This window comes from Cupriavidus oxalaticus, assembly GCF_016894385.1.
GTDB lineage: Bacteria > Pseudomonadota > Gammaproteobacteria > Burkholderiales > Burkholderiaceae > Cupriavidus > Cupriavidus oxalaticus.
Genome location: NZ_CP069812.1, coordinates 738,982 through 758,668, shown reverse-complemented (window position 1 = coordinate 758,668; position 19,687 = coordinate 738,982). Strand labels below are relative to the sequence as shown.

Sequence of the window (19,687 nt, the reverse complement as noted above, 5' to 3'; positions counted from 1 at the left end):
CATTGGCGCCATGCATTCCCCGCTATCCCGCGCCTGGCGCGGCCGGAACGTTCGACAGCACGCATCGCCGGGCGGCGCGATGCCGCCTGAGCCTGTGGACAACCCTGTGGACAGCCCCGGGAAATCCTGTGCAGAGCCTGTGCAAACCCTGTGCACATCACCCGGTCACGCTGTGTTGAGGAAGCGGCGCCGATAATCCGAAGGCGCCACTCCGACGCGCCGCAAAAAGGCGCGCCGCAGGTTGTTGGGATCGCCAAAGCCGGCCAGCGCCGCCACGCGCTTTAGCGGATGGCGCGAACCTTCCAGCAGCCGGCGCGCGGCATCGATGCGCGCGGCCTCGACGAAATCGGCCGGCGTCACCTGGCATTCCTGGCGGAAGACGCGGGCAAAGTTGCGCGTGCTCATGCCGGCACGTGCGGCCAGCGCGTCGACCGACAGGTCGCCGGCAAGGTTCTCGACCAGCCAGCCCTGTACCTCCCGGATGGCATTGCGCTCCGCCGTCTGCGCCGCGAGGTGGGCGCTGAACTGCGACTGCCCGCCTGGCCGCTTGAGGAACATCACCAGTTCGCGCGCCACCCGTAGCGCCACCACGCGGCCGAAATCCTCCTCGACAAGCGCCAGCGCCAGGTCCAGCCCCGCGGTCACGCCAGCGGAGGTGTACACGTTGCCATCCTTGACGTATATGCGGTCCGGCTCCACCTGAACGCCCGGAAACATGCGCGCCAGACGGTCGGTGGTGTTCCAGTGCGTGGTGGCGCTGCGTCCGTCCAGCAGGCCCGCATGTGCAAGCATCATCGCGCCGGAGCAGACCGACCCGATCCTCCGCACCGTGCGTGCCTGCCGGGCCAGCCATGCGCCGATGGTTTCATCCTGCGCCTGCTTCCATAGCGCAGGGCCGCCCGCGACCAGCAGCGTGTCGATATCGTCACTGGCGGTCTCCAGCGTCGCGTCCGGTTCGATGCGCATGCCGTTGGAGGCCGTGAGCATCCCTTGCGCCGGCGCGATGATCTCGAATTTGTACGCATCCGGTTGCCCCGCCTGGCGCGCACCTTCGTGGAAGACATCCAGGGGACCGGCCAGATCAAGCATCTGGAAGCCGGGAAAGGCAACGACGGCGATTTTCATGGATGGCAGGGCAAGAACCGGGACCGTAGTCCGGCGTGGCTGGATATTGAAAGTCTAGGCAGATACAGCCAGCGGCGTGTCAACGGTAGCGCACGATGGATATTTCGACGATTCGCCGCGAATCCGCCAGCTCGGTGTGCCTGCCCGCGCGCTGCAACGCCACCAGCCGGCTGCGCTGGTCGCCGATCAGCGCAGCGTCGCCGCCGGCTTCGCGCACCCGGGAGGCAACCCGCTTCAGCAGGAAGCGCTCGCCGATCCACCCCTCCGCGGTTTCCACGGTGGTGTAGGCCAGCACCTCGTACGGTCGCGGCGGCTCGCCCCGCATCCAGATGTCGACGCCGTCGACGTGCTCCCGTGCGCCGCCCTGGCCGTGCCGCAGCAGCGGCTCGCCTTCGTGGCGCCGGATCGGCGCCTGGATGCAGGCCGCGAGACCCACGCAGCACAACAGCAGCAGTGCGGGAACCCTGGCCCGCTTCGTCAAGGTTGGCTTCATCTGATTTCCTCTGCTTCAAATGCAAACGGCGCGCAGTCTAGGCAGGAAAAGCAGCGCTGCGGCGCCACTGGCAGCAAGCGCCCGACCATTGGCTGGATTTGACGTATCTATCTCCTATCGGACAATCCGCCGGAAAACCATAATTCCCTTCACCAGGCCCCGCCCCACTCCGACGAGCGGGCACGGCCCCCCCTCCCTACGCCCGTCCACTCGCGGGCCAACCGAAGCCAGACGCCATGACTCTTGCAGCCCATCCCGCGGCCACCCTGCCTGCGCCCCGCAGTTCGGTGAAGCACCTCCCTGTCAACCTGTTCGGCGCCGTCATGGGCCTGTCCGGGCTGTCGATGGCATGGCGCGGCGCCGTCACCGCCTTCGGTGCCAGCCCGGCCATCGGCGACGCCATTGGCGTGGTCGCGGTGCTTGCCTTCGCTGCCCTGGCCGGCGGCTATCTCGCCAAGTGGAAGCGCTACCCCGAAGCGGTTCGCGCGGAATTCAGCCATCCCGTCGCCGGCAATTTCTTCGGCACCATCGCCATTGCCATCCTGCTGCTGTCGTCGGTGGTCGGCGTGCACCACGAGGCGCTGGGGCAGGCAATCTGGGCGGTCGGCACGGTGATCACCGTGGCGCTGACCTTCCTCATCGCAGGCCGGCTGTTCCGCGGCCGCACCGAGCCTGCCGATGCCGTGCCGGCATGGCTGATCCCCGGCGTGGCGACGCTCGACATCGCCGTGGCCGGCGGCACCATGCCGATGGCGTGGGCGCACGAGGTCAACCTGTTTGCCGCCGCCGTCGGCACGATGATCGCGCTGGTGTTCTTCAAGATGATCTTCTCGCGGCTGGTCCACCACGATCCGCTGCCCGCCGGCATGGTGCCGTCGCTGATCATCCTGATCGCGCCGTTCGAGGTGGGCTTCCTGGCCTACGTCAATGTGACCGGCCATGTCGACCTGTTTGCCGGCATGCTGTTCTACTTCGGCCTGTTCCTGTTCGTGCTGCTGTCGTGGCGCGTGTTCCGCCGTCCGGTGCCGTTTGCGCCGTCGTGGTGGGCGATCAGCTTCCCGATGGCGGCGCTGTCGAACGCGGCGCTGAAATATGCGGGCCATGCGCAGGCCAGCGCGCTCGCCTGGCTGGCGGGGCTGATCCTGCTGGTCCTGACGGTGGCGATCGCGGTGCTGTCCGTGCGCACGCTGCACAGCCTGTTCACGCATCGCCTGCTGGCCGGCTGACCGATGTCATGGACCCTGTTGGTCGTGGCCGGCGTGCTCGAGATCGCCTTTGCCTTCGGCATGAAATGGTCGGCCGGCTTCAGCCGGTTCTGGCCCAGCGTCTATGCGGTGGCGACCGGGCTGTCCAGCATCGTCCTGCTGACGCTGTCGCTGCGCGCGCTGCCGGTGGGAACGGCTTATGCGGTATGGACCGGCATCGGCGCAGCCGGCACCGCGACGCTCGGCATGCTGTGGCTGGGCGAGCCGGCATCGTTGGCGCGCGCGGGCTGCATCGCGCTCATCCTGTGCGGCGTGGTGGGTCTCAAGCTGGTCTCGGGCCCGGCCGCGTGACGGCGCTCCCGCAGGAAAATGGCCCGCACAGTGCGGTAATGCCGTTCAGTTAAGGTATCAATCACAACTGTCATTCCCGCGCAGGCGGGAACGACGGTGGTTAACTGAACGGCATTACGCAAAGTGCGGGCCATTTCACTGCTCAGCGACACTGGGACATCAGTCCGGCACCGTCGCCAGGTCCGCCAGCCACACCGCCGACTCCGAATCGCTCGGCGCGCGCCAGTCGCCGCGCGGCGACAACGAGCCGCCCGACCCCACCTTGGGCGCGTTCGGGATGCAGGAACGCTTGAACTGGCTGGTGCGGAAGAAGCGGTCGAGGAAGATCGCGAGGTTGCGCTTGATCTCCGGCATCCCGTACTGGTTGCGCGCCACTTCCGGCCCGTATGGCCACACGCCGCGCTCGCGGTCGCCCCAGGCGTGCTGGGCCAGGAAGGCGATCTTGGACGGCGTGAAGCCGAAGCGCAGCGTGTAGTAGAGGTTGAAATCCTGCAGCTCGTAAGGCCCGATGGCGCTCTCGGTCTTCTGCTCGGGGCCATGGTTGCTGTCGCCGGGGACCAGCTCCGGGCTGATATCGGTGCCAAGCACCGCCAGCAGCACGTCCGCCCCGCCCTCGCCGATCTGCCCGGTCTCGGCGACCCAGCGCACCAGGTGCGAGATCAGCGTCTTGGGCACGCTGGCGTTGACGTTGTAGTGCGACATGTGGTCGCCCACGCCGTAGGTGCACCAGCCCAGCGCCAGCTCGCTCAGGTCGCCGGTGCCGATCACGATGGCGCCGTGGAAGTTCGCCAGCCGGAACAGGTGGTTGGTGCGCTCGCCGGCCTGCACGTTCTCGAAGGTCACGTCATAGACCTTCTCGCCGGCCGCGTACGGATGGCCCAGGTCCTTCAGCATGGCCAGGCAGCTGGGCCGGATATCGATCTCGGTGGCGCTGCAGCCCACCACCTGCATCAGCTTGCGCGCCTGGTCCAGCGTGCGGTCGCTGGTGGCGAAGCCGGGCATGGTGTAGGCCAGGATATTGGCGCGCGGCAGCCCCAGGCGGTCCATTGCCTTGGCGCAGACCAGCAGCGCGTGCGTGGAGTCGAGCCCGCCGGACACGCCGATCACCACCTTGCTGATCCTGCTGGCCGACAGCCGCTGCACCAGCGCCTGCACCTGGATGTTGTAGACCTCCATGCAGCGCTCGTCGCGCTGGCGCGGATCGGCCGGCACGTACGGGAAGCGCGCCACGTTGCGTGCCAGCGGCAGCGACTTGTCGCGCGGCAGCTCGAGCGCGAAGGTGACCACGCGGAACGCTTCCACCTCGGCTTTGTGCCGGCGCACCGAATGGCCGAAGGTGACCTGGTGCATGCGCTCGCGCGACAGGCGTTCGACGTCGACGTCGGCGAACAGCAGGTGCGAGTCGTCGGAGAAGCGCTCGGATTCGGCCAGCATTTCGCCGTTCTCGTAGATCAGCGCCTGCCCGTCCCAGGCCAGGTCGGTCGACGATTCGCCCTTGCCGGCCGAGGTGTACAGGTACGCCGCCAGGCAGCGCGCCGACTGCTGCGACACCAGCTGGTGCCGGTAGCCCGATTTGCCGATCACGATATTCGATGCCGACAGGTTCACCAGCACGGTCGCGCCCGCCATCGCCGCGAACGACGACGGCGGCACCGGCACCCACACGTCTTCGCAGATCTCGGCATGGAAGCGGAAGAACGGCAGCCCTTCGATATCGAACAGCAGCCCGGCGCCGAACGGCACGTCCTGGCCCAGCAGCCGCACGCTGTCGGCCGTGGCGCAGTCGGCCGCGCTGAACTGGCGCCCTTCATAGAATTCCCAGTAGTTGGGCAGGAACGACTTGGGCACCACGCCCTGCACGCGGCCCGCGGCGACCACCACGGCGCAGTTGAACAGCTGGTGCTGCACGCGCAGCGGCATGCCCACCACCATCGCCAGCGGCAGCTTGCGCGAGGCTTCGACGATAGTGCCGAGCGCGGTCTCGCACGCATCGAGCAGCGTGCGCTGGTGGAACAGGTCGTCGCAGGTATAGGCCGACAGGCCCAGCTCGGGGAAGGCGGCCAGCACCGCGCCGCGCTGCGCGGCCTGCGTGGCCAGCGCCAGCGTCTCGCGCGCGTTGAAGGCCGGGTCGGCCACGCGGCAGACCGGCACGCCGACCGCGACGCGGGCGAAGCCGTGGGAATAGAGGTTGAAAAACGGAGTCTTCATATCGGGCCCTGGGGTATGGCAGGCATGGGGCGGGTCATCCGCGCCTGAACCTGGGGGGTGACGCATATCCGCCATTCTACGTCGCCACCCGGCGCCCTGCCGCAGGTGCCGTGCCGCAGCGCCTGCCCGCCGTTTCCGGTAGACTCAAGCCGCCGCCGCCGCGCGCGGCACTCCCGTTTTCATCCCATCAGCTACAGCCCATGCAGTCGGATTCCGGCGACACGGCGGCCACAGGCAGCCGCGCAGACGACCAGAAGGCCCGCCAGGCGGACACCCCGGACTACCAGACGCGCATCGTCTCCGACCTGGCCGAGATCGACCCGGCCGCGTGGGACGCGCTGCTGGCGCGCCAGCCCGAACCCACGCCCTTCCTGCGCCACGCCTTCCTGCATGCGTTGCATGCCAGCGGCAGCGCATGCGCCGAGACCGGCTGGCATCCGCGCTTCCTGACGTTGTGGGCAGGCGACCGGCTGGCCGCGGCAATGCCGCTCTATGCCAAGGCGCATTCCTACGGCGAGTACGTGTTCGACTGGGCCTGGGCCGATGCCTATGCCCGGCACGGCATCGAGTACTACCCCAAGTGGCTGTCGGCGATCCCGTTCACGCCGGTGCGCGGCGCGCGGCTGCTCGCTGAAGACCCGCCGGCGCGCCGGCTGCTGCTGGAGGTGGCGCTGGCGCTGGCGGCGGAAAGCGGCATGTCGTCGCTGCATATCCTTTTTCCCGACGAGGCCGAAGCCGGGCTGATGCAGCAGGCCGGCATGCTGATGCGGCACGGCGTGCAGTTCCACTGGACCAATGGCGGCGAAGGTGGCAGCAAGCTGTACGCTGATTTCGAGGGCTTCCTTGCCACGCTGTCACAGAAGAAACGCAAGAACATCCGCGCCGAACGGCGCCAGGTGGCGCAGGCCGGCATCACCTTCCGCCACCTGCGCGGCCACGAGATCGATGAAGAGGCCTGGCGCTTCTTCAACCGCTGCTACCGCCAGACCTATCGCGAGCACCATTCCACGCCCTACCTGAACCTGGATTTCTTCCGGTGCATCGGCGCGGCGATGCCGCAGCACCTGCTGCTGGTGGTGGCCGAGCGCGCGGGCCAGCCGATCGCCTCGTCGCTGCTGGTCTACGACGATGCGCCGCAGGTCAGCACGCTGTACGGCCGCTACTGGGGCGCGCTGGAATACCACCCGTGCCTGCACTTCGAGACCGCGTATTACCAGCCACTGGAGTTCTGCATCGCCCACGGCATCCGCACCTTCGAAGGCGGCGCGCAGGGCGAGCACAAGATGGCGCGGGGCTTCCTGCCGGTGGCCACGCGCTCGGCGCACTGGCTGGCGCATCCCGACTTTGCCGATGCCGTGGAGCGTTTCCTCGCGCGCGAGCGCCACGGCATCGATGCTTACCTCGACGAGCTGGGCGAACGCAATCCCTTCGCCCGCTCCTGAGCCGCCGTGGCGCTCAGCGCCACATGCGCCGCAGCGTGTTATCGCCCAGCATGTAGTGGTGGAACAGCGAAGCCATCGCATGCAGCCCGATGACCAGGTAGAACGCGGTCCCCAGCGTTTCGTGGAGGGCCTTGACCGTGCCCTTCAGCGCCGGGTCCGCCGCCACCAGCGCGGGCACCTCGATTCCCAGCGACGGCAGCGCCAGCAGGTGTCCGCCGGCATTCATCGCCAGCAGTCCGAGCAGCGGCTGCGCCAGGATAAACAGGTACAGCACCCAGTGCATGGCTTCGCCCGCCAGCCGCATCCAGCGCGCGCCGGGCTCGGGCGCCGGTGCGCCGCGCACCAGCCGCCACAGCAGCCGCGGCAGCGCCAGCGCCAGCACCAGTGCCCCGGCCCATTCATGGACGCCCATGGCCAGCGCGCGCGCCGGCGTGCCCTTGTCGAAATTGCCCTTCAGTTCGATGGCGGCACACGCCAGCGCCACCAGCACGAACACCGCCCAATGGAAGCACACCGCAAGCCCGTCATAGCGGCGCGATGGTGACGATACTTCCGGCAGGCCCTGCATCGGTTTGATGCGCTGTGTAGCGCGGTTCATGGTGGTTCTCCTTCTCGTTCGACACGGAGCCAGCGTAGCGCAAGCGGCACGCGCGGGTCCTAACCGCCATCAAGCGACAGGCAACAAAAAACCCCGCCGCGGCGGGGTTCCTTCAGCGTCGGTTCAGCTTACTTCTTGTAGTTCGCCACGCCGTCGGTGATTTCCTTGTGGGCTTCCTCGATGCCGGCCCAGCCTTCGACCTTGACCCACTTGCCGGCTTCCAGTGCCTTGTAGTGCTCAAAGAAGTGCTTGATCTGGTCCAGCTGGTTCTGCGGCACGTCCGACAGGCCCTTCATGTAGGCGGTGGCGGGCGACAGCTTGTCCACCGGCACGGCGACCAGCTTGGCGTCCACGCCCGACTCGTCGGTCATCTTCAGCATGCCGAGTGCACGGCAGCGCACCACCGCGCCGGCCAGGATCGGGAACGGGGACAGCACCAGCACGTCCACCGGGTCGCCGTCGCCCGACAGCGTCTGCGGGATGTAGCCGTAGTTGGCCGGATAGCGCATGCCGGTGCCGATAAAGCGGTCCACGAACAACAGGCCGGTTTCCTTATCGGCTTCGTACTTCACCGGATCGCTCTGGGCCGAGATCTCGATGATGACGTTGAAATCGTTGGGGATGTCCTTGCCCGGGGTGACGAGGTTGAAGCTCATGCGGTTCTCCAGATGCCTGCGCTGTGTTGTCGGATGGCGGGCATTATAGCGGCTTGCGCCTGACCGGTTGCTGACAAGCCATCGCCCCTTCCTGCCTGGCTGCGCGCTGCAACGCGTTGCAGCGGCGCCGGCGTGCGCGATAATGGCGCATTCTTCAGCCGACACTGAATAGCCGCAGCCTTCGTGCTGCCCCGGAGCCACCCATGCATGCCCAGCACTTTGTCGCCAACCGCCTGATCGCGCCGGACAACGGCCTGCGCATCAAGGTGTTCGACCCGTCCAACGGCGAGCCCTTCGCCGAGATCGCCCGCGGCAACGCCACCGACATCAATGTCGCGGTCCACGCCGCGCGCCAGGCCGCCGACGGCGCCTGGGGCCAGATGGCCCCGGCCGAGCGCGTGCGCCTGCTCAACCGCGTTGCCGTGGCACTGATGGCCCATGAAGAGGATCTGGCCGCGCTGGAAGCGCGCGATACCGGCAAGCCGCTGCGCCAGGCCCGCGCCGATGCCCGCGCCGTGGCGCGCTACTTCGAGTTCTACGCCGGCGCGGTCGACAAGCTGCACGGCCAGACCATTCCCTACAACCCCGGCTACACCGTGCTGACGGTGCGCGAGCCGCACGGCGTGACCGGCCACATCATCCCGTGGAACTACCCGCTGCAGATCTTCGGCCGCAGCGTGGGCGCGGCGCTGGCCGCCGGCAATGCCTGCGTGGTCAAGCCGGCCGAGGACGCCTGCCTGTCGCTGCTGCGCGTGGCCGAGATCGCCGCCGAGGCCGGCCTGCCCGAAGGCGCGCTCAATATCATCACCGGCTACGGCCACGAGGCCGGCGCCGCGCTGGCGCGCCATCCCGGCATCAACCACATCTCGTTCACCGGCTCGCCGCAGACGGGCAAGCTGGTGTCGCAACTGGCCGCCGAGAACCATGTGCCGGTCACGCTGGAACTGGGCGGCAAGTCGCCGCAGATCGTGTTTGCCGATGCCGACATCGATGCGCTGGTGCCGGTGGTGGTCAACGGCATCGTGCAGAACGCCGGCCAGACCTGCTCGGCCGGCAGCCGCCTGCTGGTGGAGCGCCCGGTCTATAACGCGCTGCTCGACCGGATTGCCTCGGTGTTCGAGTCGCTGCGCGTGGGCCCGGCCGAACTCGACCTCGAATGCGGCCCGCTGATCAGCCGCAAGCAGCAGCAGCGCGTGTGGGACTTCGTCTCCGACGCGCAGCACGCCGGCGTGGCGGTCATGGCGCAGGGCCAGATCGTGGCCGAGGCGCCCGAGGCCGGCTACTACCAGGTGCCGATGCTGTTCCGCGATGTCCCGCCCGCGCACCGGCTGGCACAGGAAGAAGTGTTCGGCCCGCTGCTGGCGGCCATGCCCTTCGACACCGAGGCCGAAGCCGTCGCGCTGGCCAACGGCACGCCCTACGGCCTGGTTGCCGGCGTCTGGACCCGCGACGGCGGACGCCAGCTGCGCCTGGCGCACAAGCTGCGCGCGGGCCAGGTCTTTATCAACAACTACGGCGCCGGCGGCGGCGTGGAGCTGCCCTTCGGCGGCACCGGCCAGTCCGGCTACGGCCGCGAGAAGGGCTTCGAGGCCCTGTACGGATTCACCACACTGAAAACCATCGCCATCCAACATGGGTAACATCAATTTCCTTTCCGTCGCCTTTGCCATCTTCTTTTTCTGGATGGCCTGGCATGTGCGGAACAAGCGCGCCACCAATCCCTCCGGCATGCCGCGGCTGCAGGTGTTCAAGCGCAAGTGGGGCGACGTCATGGGCGATCGCGTGCACTGGTGCCTGTATGTGGCGCTGCCCTTCTTGCTGGCGGTGATGATGGTCGCGAATGCGCTGCGGGGACGGGGGCCGTTTTCGCATTGAGGGCACGCATGTAGCGCCTGCCCACTGACGGCGCCTCAGCAGTACTGCCGCCCCTGGCAAACGCTCCCCTCTCCAGCCCGCGGGAGAGGGGTGGGGGTGAGGGCCGGAGTATCCACGAAGTGAAGCGCTTCGCTATTGCCACCGCCCGCCCTCTCCCCCGGCCCCTCTCCCGCAAGCGGGAGAGGGGAGCAAACCGGCAGACGTTCAAATGCCGTAGCAATAACCACAACACAAAGGAGACAACCAATGAGACTGGCCAACAAGGTAGCGATCGTCACCGGCGGCGGTTCCGGCTTCGGCGAAGGCATCGCCCGCACCTTCGCGCGCGAGGGCGCCAGCGTGCTGGTGGCCGACCTGCGCGAAGACGCCGCCGAGCGCGTTGCCGCGGCGATCCGCGAGGCCGGCGGCCAGGCGCGCGCGGTGCGCGCCGACGTCTCGCGCGGCGACGATACCGAGGCCATGCGCGAGGCCGCGCTGGCCGCCTTCGGCGACGTGCATGTCGTCGTCAACAACGCCGGCACCACGCATCGCAACAAGCCCATCCTCGACATCACCGAGGAAGAGTTCGACCGCGTCTACGCGGTCAACGTCAAGAGCATCTACTGGTCGGCGCGCGCCTTTATCCCGCACTTCCGCCAGCGCGGCGGCGGCGCGTTCGTCAACATTGCCTCCACCGCCGGCATCCGCCCGCGTCCCGGACTCGTCTGGTACAACGGCAGCAAGGGCGCGGTCATCACCGCCAGCAAGGCGATGGCGGCGGAACTGGGCAAGGACAATATCCGCGTCAACTGCGTCAACCCGGTGATCGGGGCCACCGCGCTGCTCGAAGAATTCATGGGCATGCCCGACACGCCCGAGAACCGCGCGAAGTTCCTCGCCACCATCCCGATGGGGCGCATGTCGACCCCGCAGGACGTGGCCAATGCCTGCCTGTACCTGGCTTCCGACGAAGCCGCCTTCATCACCGGCACCTGCATCGAAGTCGACGGCGGGCGCTGTGTCTGAGCCCGCGGAAATTTCCTTGTCGCAACGTCGCTGTACCCGCTGTACCCGCTGTACCCCGTCGCAAGAACGCAACCATCCTCAGGAGACGGCATGACAACGACCGCAGTGAATCCCGGCATCGGCGACGCCGCCTTTGAAGACGCCACCTACCGCAAGGTGAGCTGGCGCCTGGTGCCCTTCCTGCTGCTGTGCTACGTGGTCGCCTACCTGGACCGCGTCAACGTGGGCTTTGCCAAGCTGCAGATGCTCAACGACCTGCAGTTCAGCGAGACCGTCTATGGGCTGGGCGCTGGCATCTTCTTCGTCGGCTACTTCCTGTTCGAAGTGCCCAGCAACGTGATCCTGCACAGGGTGGGCGCGCGCATCTGGATCGCGCGCATCATGATCACCTGGGGCGCGATCTCGGCGGCGATGATGTTCGTCACCACGCCGACCATGTTCTACGTGCTGCGCTTCCTGCTGGGCATTGCCGAGGCCGGCTTCTTCCCCGGCATCATCCTGTACCTGACCTACTGGTATCCGGCCAACCGGCGCGGGCGCACCACCACCTTCTTCATGACCGCGGTGGCGCTGGCGGGCGTGATCGGCGGCCCGCTGTCGGGGTGGATCATGCAGTCGTTCGACGGCCACAACGGCTGGGCGGGCTGGCAGTGGATGTTCCTGCTGGAAGGTGTGCCGTCGATCCTGGTGGGGCTGTGGGTACTGGCCTACCTGGACGACCGCATCGCGCACGCCAGGTGGCTCACGGCCGGGGAAAAGGCGCTGCTCGAGCGCAATATCGCCGCCGAAGACGCGCACAAGGAAGACCCGCCGATCCGCACCGTGATGTTCAGCCCGCGCGTCTGGCTGATGAGCGCGATCTACTTCTGCTTCGTCATGGGCCTGTACGGTGTCAGCTTCTGGCTGCCGACCATCATCAGGCAGACCGGCGTGAAGAGCGCGCTCGACATCGGCCTGCTGACCGCGATCCCGTATGGCTGCGCGGTGATCGGCATGGTGCTGGTGGCGTACAGCGCCGACCGCAGCGGCGAACGGCGCTGGCATATCGCGATCCCGGCGCTGCTCGGCTCGCTCGGCCTGCTGCTGTCGGTGCATTGGGCCACCGATACCACGCTGGCCATGTTCGCGCTGACCCTGGCCACCATCGGCATCCTGACCACGTTGCCGCTGTTCTGGAGCCTGCCCACGTCGTTCCTGGCCGGCACCGGCGCGGCAGCCGGCATTGCGCTGATCAACTCGCTGGGCAACCTCGCCGGCTTTCTCAGCCCATATGCGGTGGGCTGGCTCAAGGACCTGACCCGGAGCACGGACTCTGGCATGTACCTGCTGGCCGCGTGCCTGGTGGTGGGTGCGGCGCTGACGCTGTCGGTCCCGGCGCGGCTGGTGAGCCGCAGGTAGGCAAGCGCTTCGCGGGTGGCCGGCAACGGCGCTTTCCGGCAAGGAAAGCGCCGTTTTTCATGGGATCCGAGCAAGTGGCTGGCGCACCGCTCGTGCGGCGACGACGCGCCGTTCGCTGACGCCGATGTAGGACCAAACCCGGCAGTGTGGTCCTGGCCTGCGCCCTAGCATGGAAAGGAAGACACCCGGAGTGATCCACACGGGGTCCTCCGGGCATGTGAATCCTGAAGTCCGCCAAGGAGGCCACGATGCCGCACCTGCCCCCGTTTGCCCCGACCCAGTCACTAGAGCGCGTCGAAGCGCGGCTCGCACGCCGCACTCGCGTCAAGCGCCTTGTGATCGCGCTCAGCGCCGGCGTGGTCGCGCTGCTGGCCCTTGTTCCGGCTGCCAGCCATGCCCAGGCACCCGTGGTCGAAGCCACGCCGGCACCGGCGCCCGCCATGCCTGCGCCAGCGCCGGCAGCGACTGCTCCGGCACCGGCCGCCCCTGCGCCGGCCGGCGCCATCGCACCAACGCCGGGCGTGACCGCGCCCGCGACGCAGCCGCCCAGCACCATGCCGCCGCCGGTTGCCCAGCCTGCGCCACCTGCACCGGCACCGGGCACTGCAGCGCCACCGCCAACGGCGTCGCCTGCCCCGGCACCGGGCGGTGCCGTTCCCGCCGCGCCCGCTCCGCCGCCGACCGCGGCCCAGCCACGCCCGCCGCTGACCACGCCGCCGCCTCCGCCTCCACGTGACGCGATGGTGCAGCGTACCGCGGGGCCGGTGACCTACATCTGCGGCGGCGTTGCCGAGGATGAACAGGTTGCGCTGCAAAGCCTGGCACGCAACTACAACATGAGCCTGCTCTTTACGCAGGGCGCGCGCGGCGAGTACCTGTCGGATGTCGACGTCAAGCTGATGCGCGGCAACAAGGAAGTGGCGAGCTTTGTCGCCGACGGGCCGCGCTGCCTGCTGAAGGCGCCGAGTGGCACGTACAACGTGCGGGCGACTTACCAGGGCCGGACCAAGACGGCCACGGTAAGCACCGGCGGGCGCAACAACCAGATGCGCTGGTAGGTTCAGGGTGGCAGCGCCGCAACGCGGCGTTGTCGGAGGAGAGGAACAGCGCGGCGTCTCGCGACGCCGCGCTTTTTCTTGTCTGCAGGCAGCCGAGCGGCTGCCGGGGGTCTCCCTCGCCCGCTTGCGGGAGAGGGTTGGGGTGAGGGCCGGAGCATCGACGAAGTGAAGCGAGTCGGTATGCCTGCGCCCGCCCTCTCCCCCGGCCCCTCTCCCGCACGCGGGAGAGGGGAGCAAACCGTCAGGCCGCTGGCCCCTCGCCCAGCATCTGCGCCACCGATGCCGCCGTTCCCGCCGCGCGCTCGCCCAGCAGGCGCTGCAGCGTGGCCAGCAGCTGGTCCTCGTTATACGGCTTGCCGAGGTAGACGTTGACGCCGATTTCCTCCGCATAGCGGCGATGCTTCTCCGCCGTGCGCGAGGTAATCATCACCAGCGGCATATGCGCCGTGCGCGAGTCGGAACGCACGTTGCGGGTCAGGTCGAAGCCGTCCATGTTCGGCATCTCGATGTCCACCAGCATCGCATCCGGCATCACGTCCTGCAGTTGCTTGAGCGCATCCACGCCGTCGCGCGCCAGCACTACCTGGTAGCCGGCGCGGCCGAGCAGGCGCTGGGTCGCCTTGCGCACGGTCAGCGAGTCATCGACCACCATCACCGTGGGCTGCAGCGCCAGCCCGCGCACCGGCGCGGCACTCCCGTCGCCGGCCAGTTCGGCGACGGCGCCGAGCGGCTCGGCCACTGGCTGCGCCAACTGCGGCGCGGACTGCGCGGGAACCATCTGCGGCGGCGCGGGCTGGCCGCGCTCGCGCAGCAGCCGCTGGGCCAGCACCACCGGGTTGTAGATCAACACGATCTCGCCGTCGCCGAGCGTGGTCGCGCCGGCAATGCCTTCCAGCCGCGCGAGGTGCGGCCCGATGTGCTTGACCACCACTTCGCGGTTGCCGACCACCTCGTCCACGTGCACGGCGACACGTTCGGCGCCGCTGCGCACCAGCACCACCGGCGAGTACTTGTGGCCGGCCGCCACGGCGTTGCCCTCGTCCAGCAGGGCACCGAAGTAGAAGAAAGGCACTTCCGCGCCGGCCGCCGCGAAGCGTCCCTGGTTGTAGGCCTCCGCCAGCGCCGGCGCGCGCAGCTGCTGCACCTGGTCGATCATGCCGCTGGGCACCGCATAGCGGCGCGCGCCCAGCGAGAACACCAGCACTTGCGTGATGGCCGTGGTCAGCGGCAGGTGCACGGTAAAGGTGGTGCCCTGCCCGGCCTTCGATGCCAGCGTGATGCGGCCGCCCAGCGCCACGGTCTCGGCGCGCACCACGTCCATGCCGACGCCGCGCCCGGCCAGCTCGGAAACCGCATCGGCCGTGGAGAAGCCGGGGGTGAAGATCATCTCGGTCAGGCGCGCCTCGCCGGCGTCGTCGTCCGGCGCGAGCAGGCGGCGCTCGACCGCGCGCGAGCGGATGCGCACCAGGTCCAGGCCGTTGCCGTCGTCGACGAAGTGCAGCACCACTTCATTGCCTTCCTGCTGCACCTCCAGCGTCAGCGCGCCCGTGGCGGGCTTGCCGGCGGCGCGGCGTTGCGGCGCGGGCTCGATCCCGTGCACCACCGCATTGCGGATCAGGTGTTCGATCGGGCCGGCCATGCGGTCCAGCACGGAGCGGTCGATCTCCACCGTGCCGCCCTTGATCAGCAGCCGCACTTCCTTGCCGGTCTCGGCGGCGGCCTGGCGCGCCACGCGGTACAGGCGCTCGGCCAGCGCGTCGAACTGCACCATGCGCGCCTGCATCAGGCTGCGCTGCAGTCCGCGCGTCAGGCGCGCCTGCGCGGCCAGGTCGCCGGCGGCACGGTCGAAGCCGCGCTGCAGGTTCTGCTCGACGGTGGCCACGTCGTTGACCGATTCGGCCATCATCCGCGTCAGTTCCTGGAAGCGGGTGAAGCGGTCGAACTCGAGCGGGTCGAACTCCTGCTTGTGCTGTGCGTCGGCGATGCGCGACGCCATCTGCGATTCGGCCTGGATCTCGATCTCGCGCAACTGGCCGCGCAGGCGGGCGACGTTGTCGTTGAGTTCGCCCAGGTAGGTGCGCATCGCGTGAAGCTCGCTGTCGAGCCGCGCGCGCGTCGCGCCGATTTCACCGGCCTCGTTGATCAGCGTGTCGAGCGCGCGCGCCTGCACGCGCACCAGCGCACGCTGCGGCTCGGCGGCCGGCGTGAGCGCGGTGGACGCGGCGGGCGGCATCGGCACCATCACGTCCGCGGGCCCGGGCATGACCGGCAGCATGGAAACCGCAACGGCGGCATCGGCTGCAGGATCCGGGGCCGCGTCAGGCTGCGCTTCGACAGCGGGATCCGCCTCATCCTGCGGCGACCCGCCCAGACCGTTGACCACCTCGGGGTCGTCGGCAGGCAGCAGGTGGCCGGCCTGCAACGCTTCGGCGTGCGCGAGGATGCGGTCGTACCAGGCGTAGAGGCGCCCGAACAGCTGCGGGCCGGCGCCCTGCCCGGCCTGCGCGCGCAGGCCGGCATCGAGCAGCGTCTCCATCTCGTGCGCGGCCTGGCCCAGCGCCATCGCCCCGGCCATGCGCGCACTGCCCTTGAGCGTATGCAGCGCGCGCAGCACCAGTCCGCCGTGGCGCGTGTCAGCGGGCGCCGCTTCCCAGGTGCGCACCAGCTTGCCGAGTTCGGGCAGCGTGCCCTGGGCTTCCTCGAGGAAGATCTCGACCAGCGCGGGGTCGGGCGCGGGATCCGCCGCGGGGCCGCCCGCCTCCGCCGCGACCGGCGGCCGGTGCGAGGTCGGCAGCGCAATCACGACGGCGTCATGCTGCGCAGGCGGCGCGGGCTGGGCCGGCGCAGGCGAAGGTGCGGGCAGCAACGGCGCTTCGTTGTCCTCGTGCAGCGGCTGGCCATAAAGCCGCGCCATCCCATCCACCGGCGCGGGCGGCGCCGGCACCGCCACGCGCGGGCGCAGCAAGGCGCGTTCGCCGAACTCCACCAGGCCGCGGCGCAGGCCGGCGTCGGCCTGCGGCCAGACGCCGGCGGCAAACTGGTGCAGCATGCCGCGCAGCCGCTCCACCGCCTGCTCCAGCAGGCGGAAGTCGCCCGGATGCATCGCCACCGGGTGCGAGCCCAGCTGCAGCAGCAGTCCCTCCAGCGCTTCGGCGATCTCGCGCACCGGCTCCAGCGCCACGGTCGAGGCACTGCCCTGCAGCGTGTGCGCCACGCGCAGGGCCAGCTCGCTCGGGCACGGATGCCCCTCATGGCGCCATTCGGAGATATCGGTGGCGAACTGGCGCAGCAGGTCGTCGGCCTCCTGCAGGTAGACGTTGTAGAGCGCCAGGCCGATGCGGACCGGGCCGATGACCTTGTAGTTGTCCTCCTCGCTGGACAGGCCGCCGGCCAGCCGGAACGGGATGACGTTGTCTTCGTCGGCGGGCGAGTCCTGCGGTGCCGCCGCGCCCGGCTGGCGGTCGTCCGCGGACGCTGGCTGCGGAGCTTCCTCGGGGATGGAGGGCCCGGATGGCACCGCTTCGTCGTCCTGGGCCAGGCCGCCGTCGCGCACCGCCTCGGCGGTCGCCACCAGCGGCGCGATGTCGTGCGCCGCGCCTGCATTGCGGTGCAGCTGGGCCACCCATGCCGACAGCTCGGCGTGCGCGCGGCGCAGCAGCGAAAGCAGCGCCGGCACCGGCACGCGCGATTCGGCGATCCACAGGTTCATCACCTGCTCCACCGCCCACGCGGCTTCGCCATAGCGATGCAGCCCGACCATGCGGCTCGAGCCCTTGAGCGTATGGAACGCGCGCCGCACGCGGCTGAGCGTATCGGTATCGCGCAAGGCCTCGACGCCTGCGTTGAGGTCGCCGGCAATGCCGCCCAGCACCTCGTCGGCTTCGTGCAGGAAGATGTCGAGCAGTTCGGCATCGACCGCCGCGCGGCCGCCGGCGGCGGGCGTGGCCGGCGCCATGGCAGCAGCAGATAGCGGCGCGGGTTCGGGCGCGGGTTCCGGCGCGGGTTCGGGCTCGCCTACGGCATCGGCCAGCGCGAGCATCAGGCGACCGGCGGCATCATCGCTGCCGGCCAGCCAGGCATTGCATTGCGTGGTGGCATCGGCGGCACGGCGGCGCAGCGGCGCGTTGTCGTCGATCGCGGCCTGGTCCGCCAGCGCCTGCAGCGCGGCACGCAGGCGCTGCACCTGCGGTGCGTCGGGCATGGGGCCGGCCTGGAGCGCCTGGACCGCGGCGTCGCGGGCGGCAGCCAGCGGATGCTGCACAGCGCGCACATCCTCGACGGCTGCGGCTTCGGCGGGCATGTCGTGCCGGCGGGTGCGGCCGAATTCCAGCGCATCGGCAAAGGCATGGACGGTGCCCAGTTCTGCCGCCACGGCCGCCAGCAGTTCGGTGCGCGTGACGGCATCGGAAACATGGGAGGCATCGCTGACAGCGGCCAGCCGCTCATTGACGGCCTGCACTGCGGCCATGGCCCTGCCCGCGTCCCCGGCCAGCACGGCCGGCAGCGCCGGCGACGCCTGCAGCCGCTCCAGCGTATTGTCCAGCGCCGCGAACGCCTGGCGCGCATCGCGCAGGTGGCTGGCACCATCGGCACGCGCGGCATTGCGGTCATAGCTGTCCAGCCACGATTCGCCGCTGTCGAGCTGCGCGCGCAGCTGCACCACGGCCTTGCTGCGCAGTGCCTGCGCGCGCGCATCGTCGACCATGCTGGCCAGCCACGCCGGCGCCCCCACGCCCGGATCCGAGACCGACTGGCGCAGGCAATCGGCCAGCGCCTCGCACTGCGCGGCAAAGCGCGCCGCGGCGGGATGGGCGGATTGTCCGTGCACGCGCCACGGCAAGGCCAGCGCACGCGCCAGGAACAGCGCGATGCCGGTGGCGCCCAGCGCTCCGGCACGGCGGCGTTCCCACGCGCCCCCCGCGGCGGACGCCGCCGCCTGCGCCAGGCAGCGCTGCAGGCCCGGCTGGGCCAGCGGCTGCGCGGCTTCGGCAAGCGCCGCCAGCGCGGTTTCCCAGCCGGCCTGGTCGCCGGCCGCGGCCTGCTCCAGCCCCGCGGCAGCCTGCTGCAGGTTGCGCGTATCGATCGGGTCGAGCCAGCCGTAGTAGCGCAGCCGGAAGTCGGCATCGGCCACCGCGTGCGCGGCATCGAGGCGGAAGGCCACCAGCGTACGGGCGATGTCGCTGCGCACGGCCGCGGCGCCCTCGGCCTGAACCGCGTCGCCGGCAGGAGTTTTCGCCAGCCCTGTGCACACCAGCAGGAATACCGCGTCATTCAGCAGCGCCTGCGGCACGCGCACATGTCCTTGCTGGTACTGGCGCAGCAGCAGGTTGGCGCGGCCGGCAAAGCGCTTGGCCAGCAGGTCGGACGGCAGCAGTTCATGTGCGAGCGCGCGGAACACCAGCCCCAGCACGTGCCAGACGTCACGGTCCGGATGGTCGGCAGCGCGGCGCGGCTCCTGCTCGTTGGCGCGCACTTCGTCCAGCGCCGCATGCAGCGGCAGCCAGGCCTCGCGCAGCAGGGCCGCGTCCTGGCATGCGGCGGGCAGGCGCATGGCCTTCAGCAGCGTGGCCTCGAACTGCTGGCGCGCGCGCGTGATGGCGGCGGGGCTGCGCGCCGGCAGCAGCATGCCGGGCAGCATCTGCAGCTCGTCGAGCCACAGGTCGGCGGGATGCACGCGCTCCTCGCGCAATTGCGCCAGCACGCCGGCGTAGGGCTGGAACAGCCGCAGCGGGGCCTCGTCGTCGCCGGCCATCAGGTCGTCGACATATTCGGCCAGTGCCTGCACGCCGGCGCGGAACACCGCCAGCGCCTGCGCGTCGGCGGCAAGCTGGCCGGCGTCGATGGCCTCGAGCAGGCGGCGCAGCGCCTGGCAGTACGGGTCGGTGCCGCGCAGCCCGACGATATGCACCGCGCCGGCGGCCTGGTGCAGGTGCTGGCCCGCGAGCCGCAGCGAGGTGGTGTCGCGCGCGCCCAGCGCCTCGGGCGCCTGGCGGATTTCATCGACGTAGTGGCCCAGCTCCGCGGCCGCATCTTCGAGCGCGCCGCGCAGGCTCGGCGCGAGCCACGCCAGCCCGGACAGGTCGCGCGCCGCGCCGCCGGCGTCGGCCGGCGCGGCAGTGGTGGCCGATGCGGAGGCAGAGGCAGAGGCAGGCAGGGGCGCCGCTTCCGGTTCGGGCATGGCGGGCGCCGGCGACGATGCGCTGGCATCGGCCGCTTGGCACGGGTTGGGGAAATTCATGGACATGACGGCTTCCAGTGCGGCGCCGCCAGGGC

The 19,687-nt window shown here is 69.7% G+C and carries 14 protein-coding genes; 8 read left to right on the top strand and 6 right to left on the bottom strand.

The annotated features are described in order from the left end of the window. Window positions 1–165 precede the first annotated feature (165 nt). Together JTE92_RS15815 and JTE92_RS15810 are read right to left on the bottom strand one after the other, a co-directional pair. Complete coding sequence (locus tag JTE92_RS15815; protein ID WP_063237041.1) at window positions 166–1,125, bottom strand: GlxA family transcriptional regulator; 960 nt, start codon at window positions 1,123–1,125, stop codon at window positions 166–168. Between the two features lie 79 nt (window positions 1,126–1,204). Next, window positions 1,205–1,618 carry a hypothetical protein gene (locus tag JTE92_RS15810; protein WP_063237040.1) on the bottom strand — a complete coding sequence of 138 codons (414 nt, stop codon included), beginning with the start codon at window positions 1,616–1,618 and terminating at the stop codon, window positions 1,205–1,207. A gap of 236 nt (window positions 1,619–1,854) precedes the next feature. On the opposite strand from JTE92_RS15810, the gene JTE92_RS15805 reads away from it, so the two are divergent. Beyond that, window positions 1,855–2,844 (top strand): SLAC1 anion channel family protein, encoded by a 990-nt coding sequence (locus JTE92_RS15805; protein WP_063237039.1) that lies wholly within the window; start codon window positions 1,855–1,857, stop codon window positions 2,842–2,844. A gap of 3 nt (window positions 2,845–2,847) precedes the next feature. Further along, entirely contained in the window at window positions 2,848–3,174 is a 327-nt protein-coding gene (locus tag JTE92_RS15800; RefSeq protein ID WP_063237038.1) for a DMT family transporter, read from the top strand. Window positions 3,175–3,333: 159 nt separating this feature from the next. Here JTE92_RS15800 and JTE92_RS15795 read toward each other — a convergent pair whose 3' ends face one another. Then, entirely contained in the window at window positions 3,334–5,382 is a 2,049-nt protein-coding gene (locus JTE92_RS15795) for an NAD(+) synthase (protein WP_063237037.1), read from the bottom strand. 200 nt (window positions 5,383–5,582) lie between these two features. On the opposite strand from JTE92_RS15795, the gene JTE92_RS15790 reads away from it, so the two are divergent. Next, window positions 5,583–6,824, top strand: coding sequence for a GNAT family N-acetyltransferase (locus JTE92_RS15790; protein ID WP_063237036.1), 1,242 nt, complete (start codon window positions 5,583–5,585; stop codon window positions 6,822–6,824). Between the two features lie 13 nt (window positions 6,825–6,837). Here JTE92_RS15790 and JTE92_RS15785 read toward each other — a convergent pair whose 3' ends face one another. Then, entirely contained in the window at window positions 6,838–7,422 is a 585-nt protein-coding gene (locus JTE92_RS15785; protein WP_084254433.1) for a cytochrome b, read from the bottom strand. A gap of 128 nt (window positions 7,423–7,550) precedes the next feature. Continuing rightward, on the bottom strand, window positions 7,551–8,078 hold the full coding sequence (ppa, locus tag JTE92_RS15780) for an inorganic diphosphatase (RefSeq protein WP_063237035.1): 528 nt from the start codon (window positions 8,076–8,078) through the stop codon (window positions 7,551–7,553). A gap of 203 nt (window positions 8,079–8,281) precedes the next feature. On the opposite strand from ppa, the gene JTE92_RS15775 reads away from it, so the two are divergent. The 5 genes from JTE92_RS15775 to JTE92_RS15755 all read left to right on the top strand — a co-directional run bounded on the left by JTE92_RS15775 (window position 8,282) and on the right by JTE92_RS15755 (window position 13,414). Next, a complete protein-coding gene (locus JTE92_RS15775) occupies window positions 8,282–9,718 on the top strand; it encodes an aldehyde dehydrogenase family protein (protein ID WP_063237034.1) in 1,437 nt (478 codons plus the stop codon). After that, window positions 9,711–9,953, top strand: coding sequence for a hypothetical protein (locus JTE92_RS15770; RefSeq protein ID WP_063237033.1), 243 nt, complete (start codon window positions 9,711–9,713; stop codon window positions 9,951–9,953). The genes JTE92_RS15775 and JTE92_RS15770 overlap by 8 nt, the downstream gene beginning before the upstream one ends. Before the next feature lie 246 nt (window positions 9,954–10,199). Then, the gene (locus JTE92_RS15765) at window positions 10,200–10,958 is read left to right on the top strand and encodes an SDR family oxidoreductase (RefSeq protein ID WP_063237032.1); all 759 of its coding nucleotides are present in this window, start codon (window positions 10,200–10,202) and stop codon (window positions 10,956–10,958) included. Window positions 10,959–11,048: 90 nt separating this feature from the next. Next, window positions 11,049–12,356 (top strand): MFS transporter, encoded by a 1,308-nt coding sequence (locus JTE92_RS15760; protein ID WP_063237031.1) that lies wholly within the window; start codon window positions 11,049–11,051, stop codon window positions 12,354–12,356. Between the two features lie 248 nt (window positions 12,357–12,604). Further along, window positions 12,605–13,414, top strand: coding sequence for a hypothetical protein (locus tag JTE92_RS15755; RefSeq protein WP_063237030.1), 810 nt, complete (start codon window positions 12,605–12,607; stop codon window positions 13,412–13,414). Window positions 13,415–13,655: 241 nt separating this feature from the next. On the opposite strand, the gene JTE92_RS15750 is transcribed toward JTE92_RS15755, so the two are convergent. After that, on the bottom strand, window positions 13,656–19,658 hold the full coding sequence (locus JTE92_RS15750) for a hybrid sensor histidine kinase/response regulator (RefSeq protein WP_063237029.1): 6,003 nt from the start codon (window positions 19,656–19,658) through the stop codon (window positions 13,656–13,658). Between the last annotated feature and the right edge of the window lie 29 nt (window positions 19,659–19,687).

Bases quoted from the DNA above. Each gene is read 5' to 3' on its own strand.
- JTE92_RS15805 (WP_063237039.1), top strand. From the start codon at position 1,855: ATGACTCTTGCAGCCCATCCCGCGGCCACCCTGCCTGCGCCCCGCAGT.
- JTE92_RS15775 (WP_063237034.1), top strand. From the start codon at position 8,282: ATGCATGCCCAGCACTTTGTCGCCAACCGCCTGATCGCGCCGGACAAC.
- JTE92_RS15790 (WP_063237036.1), top strand. From the start codon at position 5,583: ATGCAGTCGGATTCCGGCGACACGGCGGCCACAGGCAGCCGCGCAGAC.
- JTE92_RS15755 (WP_063237030.1), top strand. From the start codon at position 12,605: ATGCCGCACCTGCCCCCGTTTGCCCCGACCCAGTCACTAGAGCGCGTC.
- JTE92_RS15760 (WP_063237031.1), top strand. From the start codon at position 11,049: ATGACAACGACCGCAGTGAATCCCGGCATCGGCGACGCCGCCTTTGAA.
- JTE92_RS15795 (WP_063237037.1), bottom strand. From the start codon at position 5,382: ATGAAGACTCCGTTTTTCAACCTCTATTCCCACGGCTTCGCCCGCGTC.
- JTE92_RS15765 (WP_063237032.1), top strand. From the start codon at position 10,200: ATGAGACTGGCCAACAAGGTAGCGATCGTCACCGGCGGCGGTTCCGGC.
- JTE92_RS15785 (WP_084254433.1), bottom strand. From the start codon at position 7,422: ATGAACCGCGCTACACAGCGCATCAAACCGATGCAGGGCCTGCCGGAA.
- JTE92_RS15770 (WP_063237033.1), top strand. From the start codon at position 9,711: ATGGGTAACATCAATTTCCTTTCCGTCGCCTTTGCCATCTTCTTTTTC.
- JTE92_RS15750 (WP_063237029.1), bottom strand. From the start codon at position 19,658: ATGTCCATGAATTTCCCCAACCCGTGCCAAGCGGCCGATGCCAGCGCA.
- JTE92_RS15815 (WP_063237041.1), bottom strand. From the start codon at position 1,125: ATGAAAATCGCCGTCGTTGCCTTTCCCGGCTTCCAGATGCTTGATCTG.
- JTE92_RS15810 (WP_063237040.1), bottom strand. From the start codon at position 1,618: ATGAAGCCAACCTTGACGAAGCGGGCCAGGGTTCCCGCACTGCTGCTG.
- ppa (WP_063237035.1), bottom strand. From the start codon at position 8,078: ATGAGCTTCAACCTCGTCACCCCGGGCAAGGACATCCCCAACGATTTC.
- JTE92_RS15800 (WP_063237038.1), top strand. From the start codon at position 2,848: ATGTCATGGACCCTGTTGGTCGTGGCCGGCGTGCTCGAGATCGCCTTT.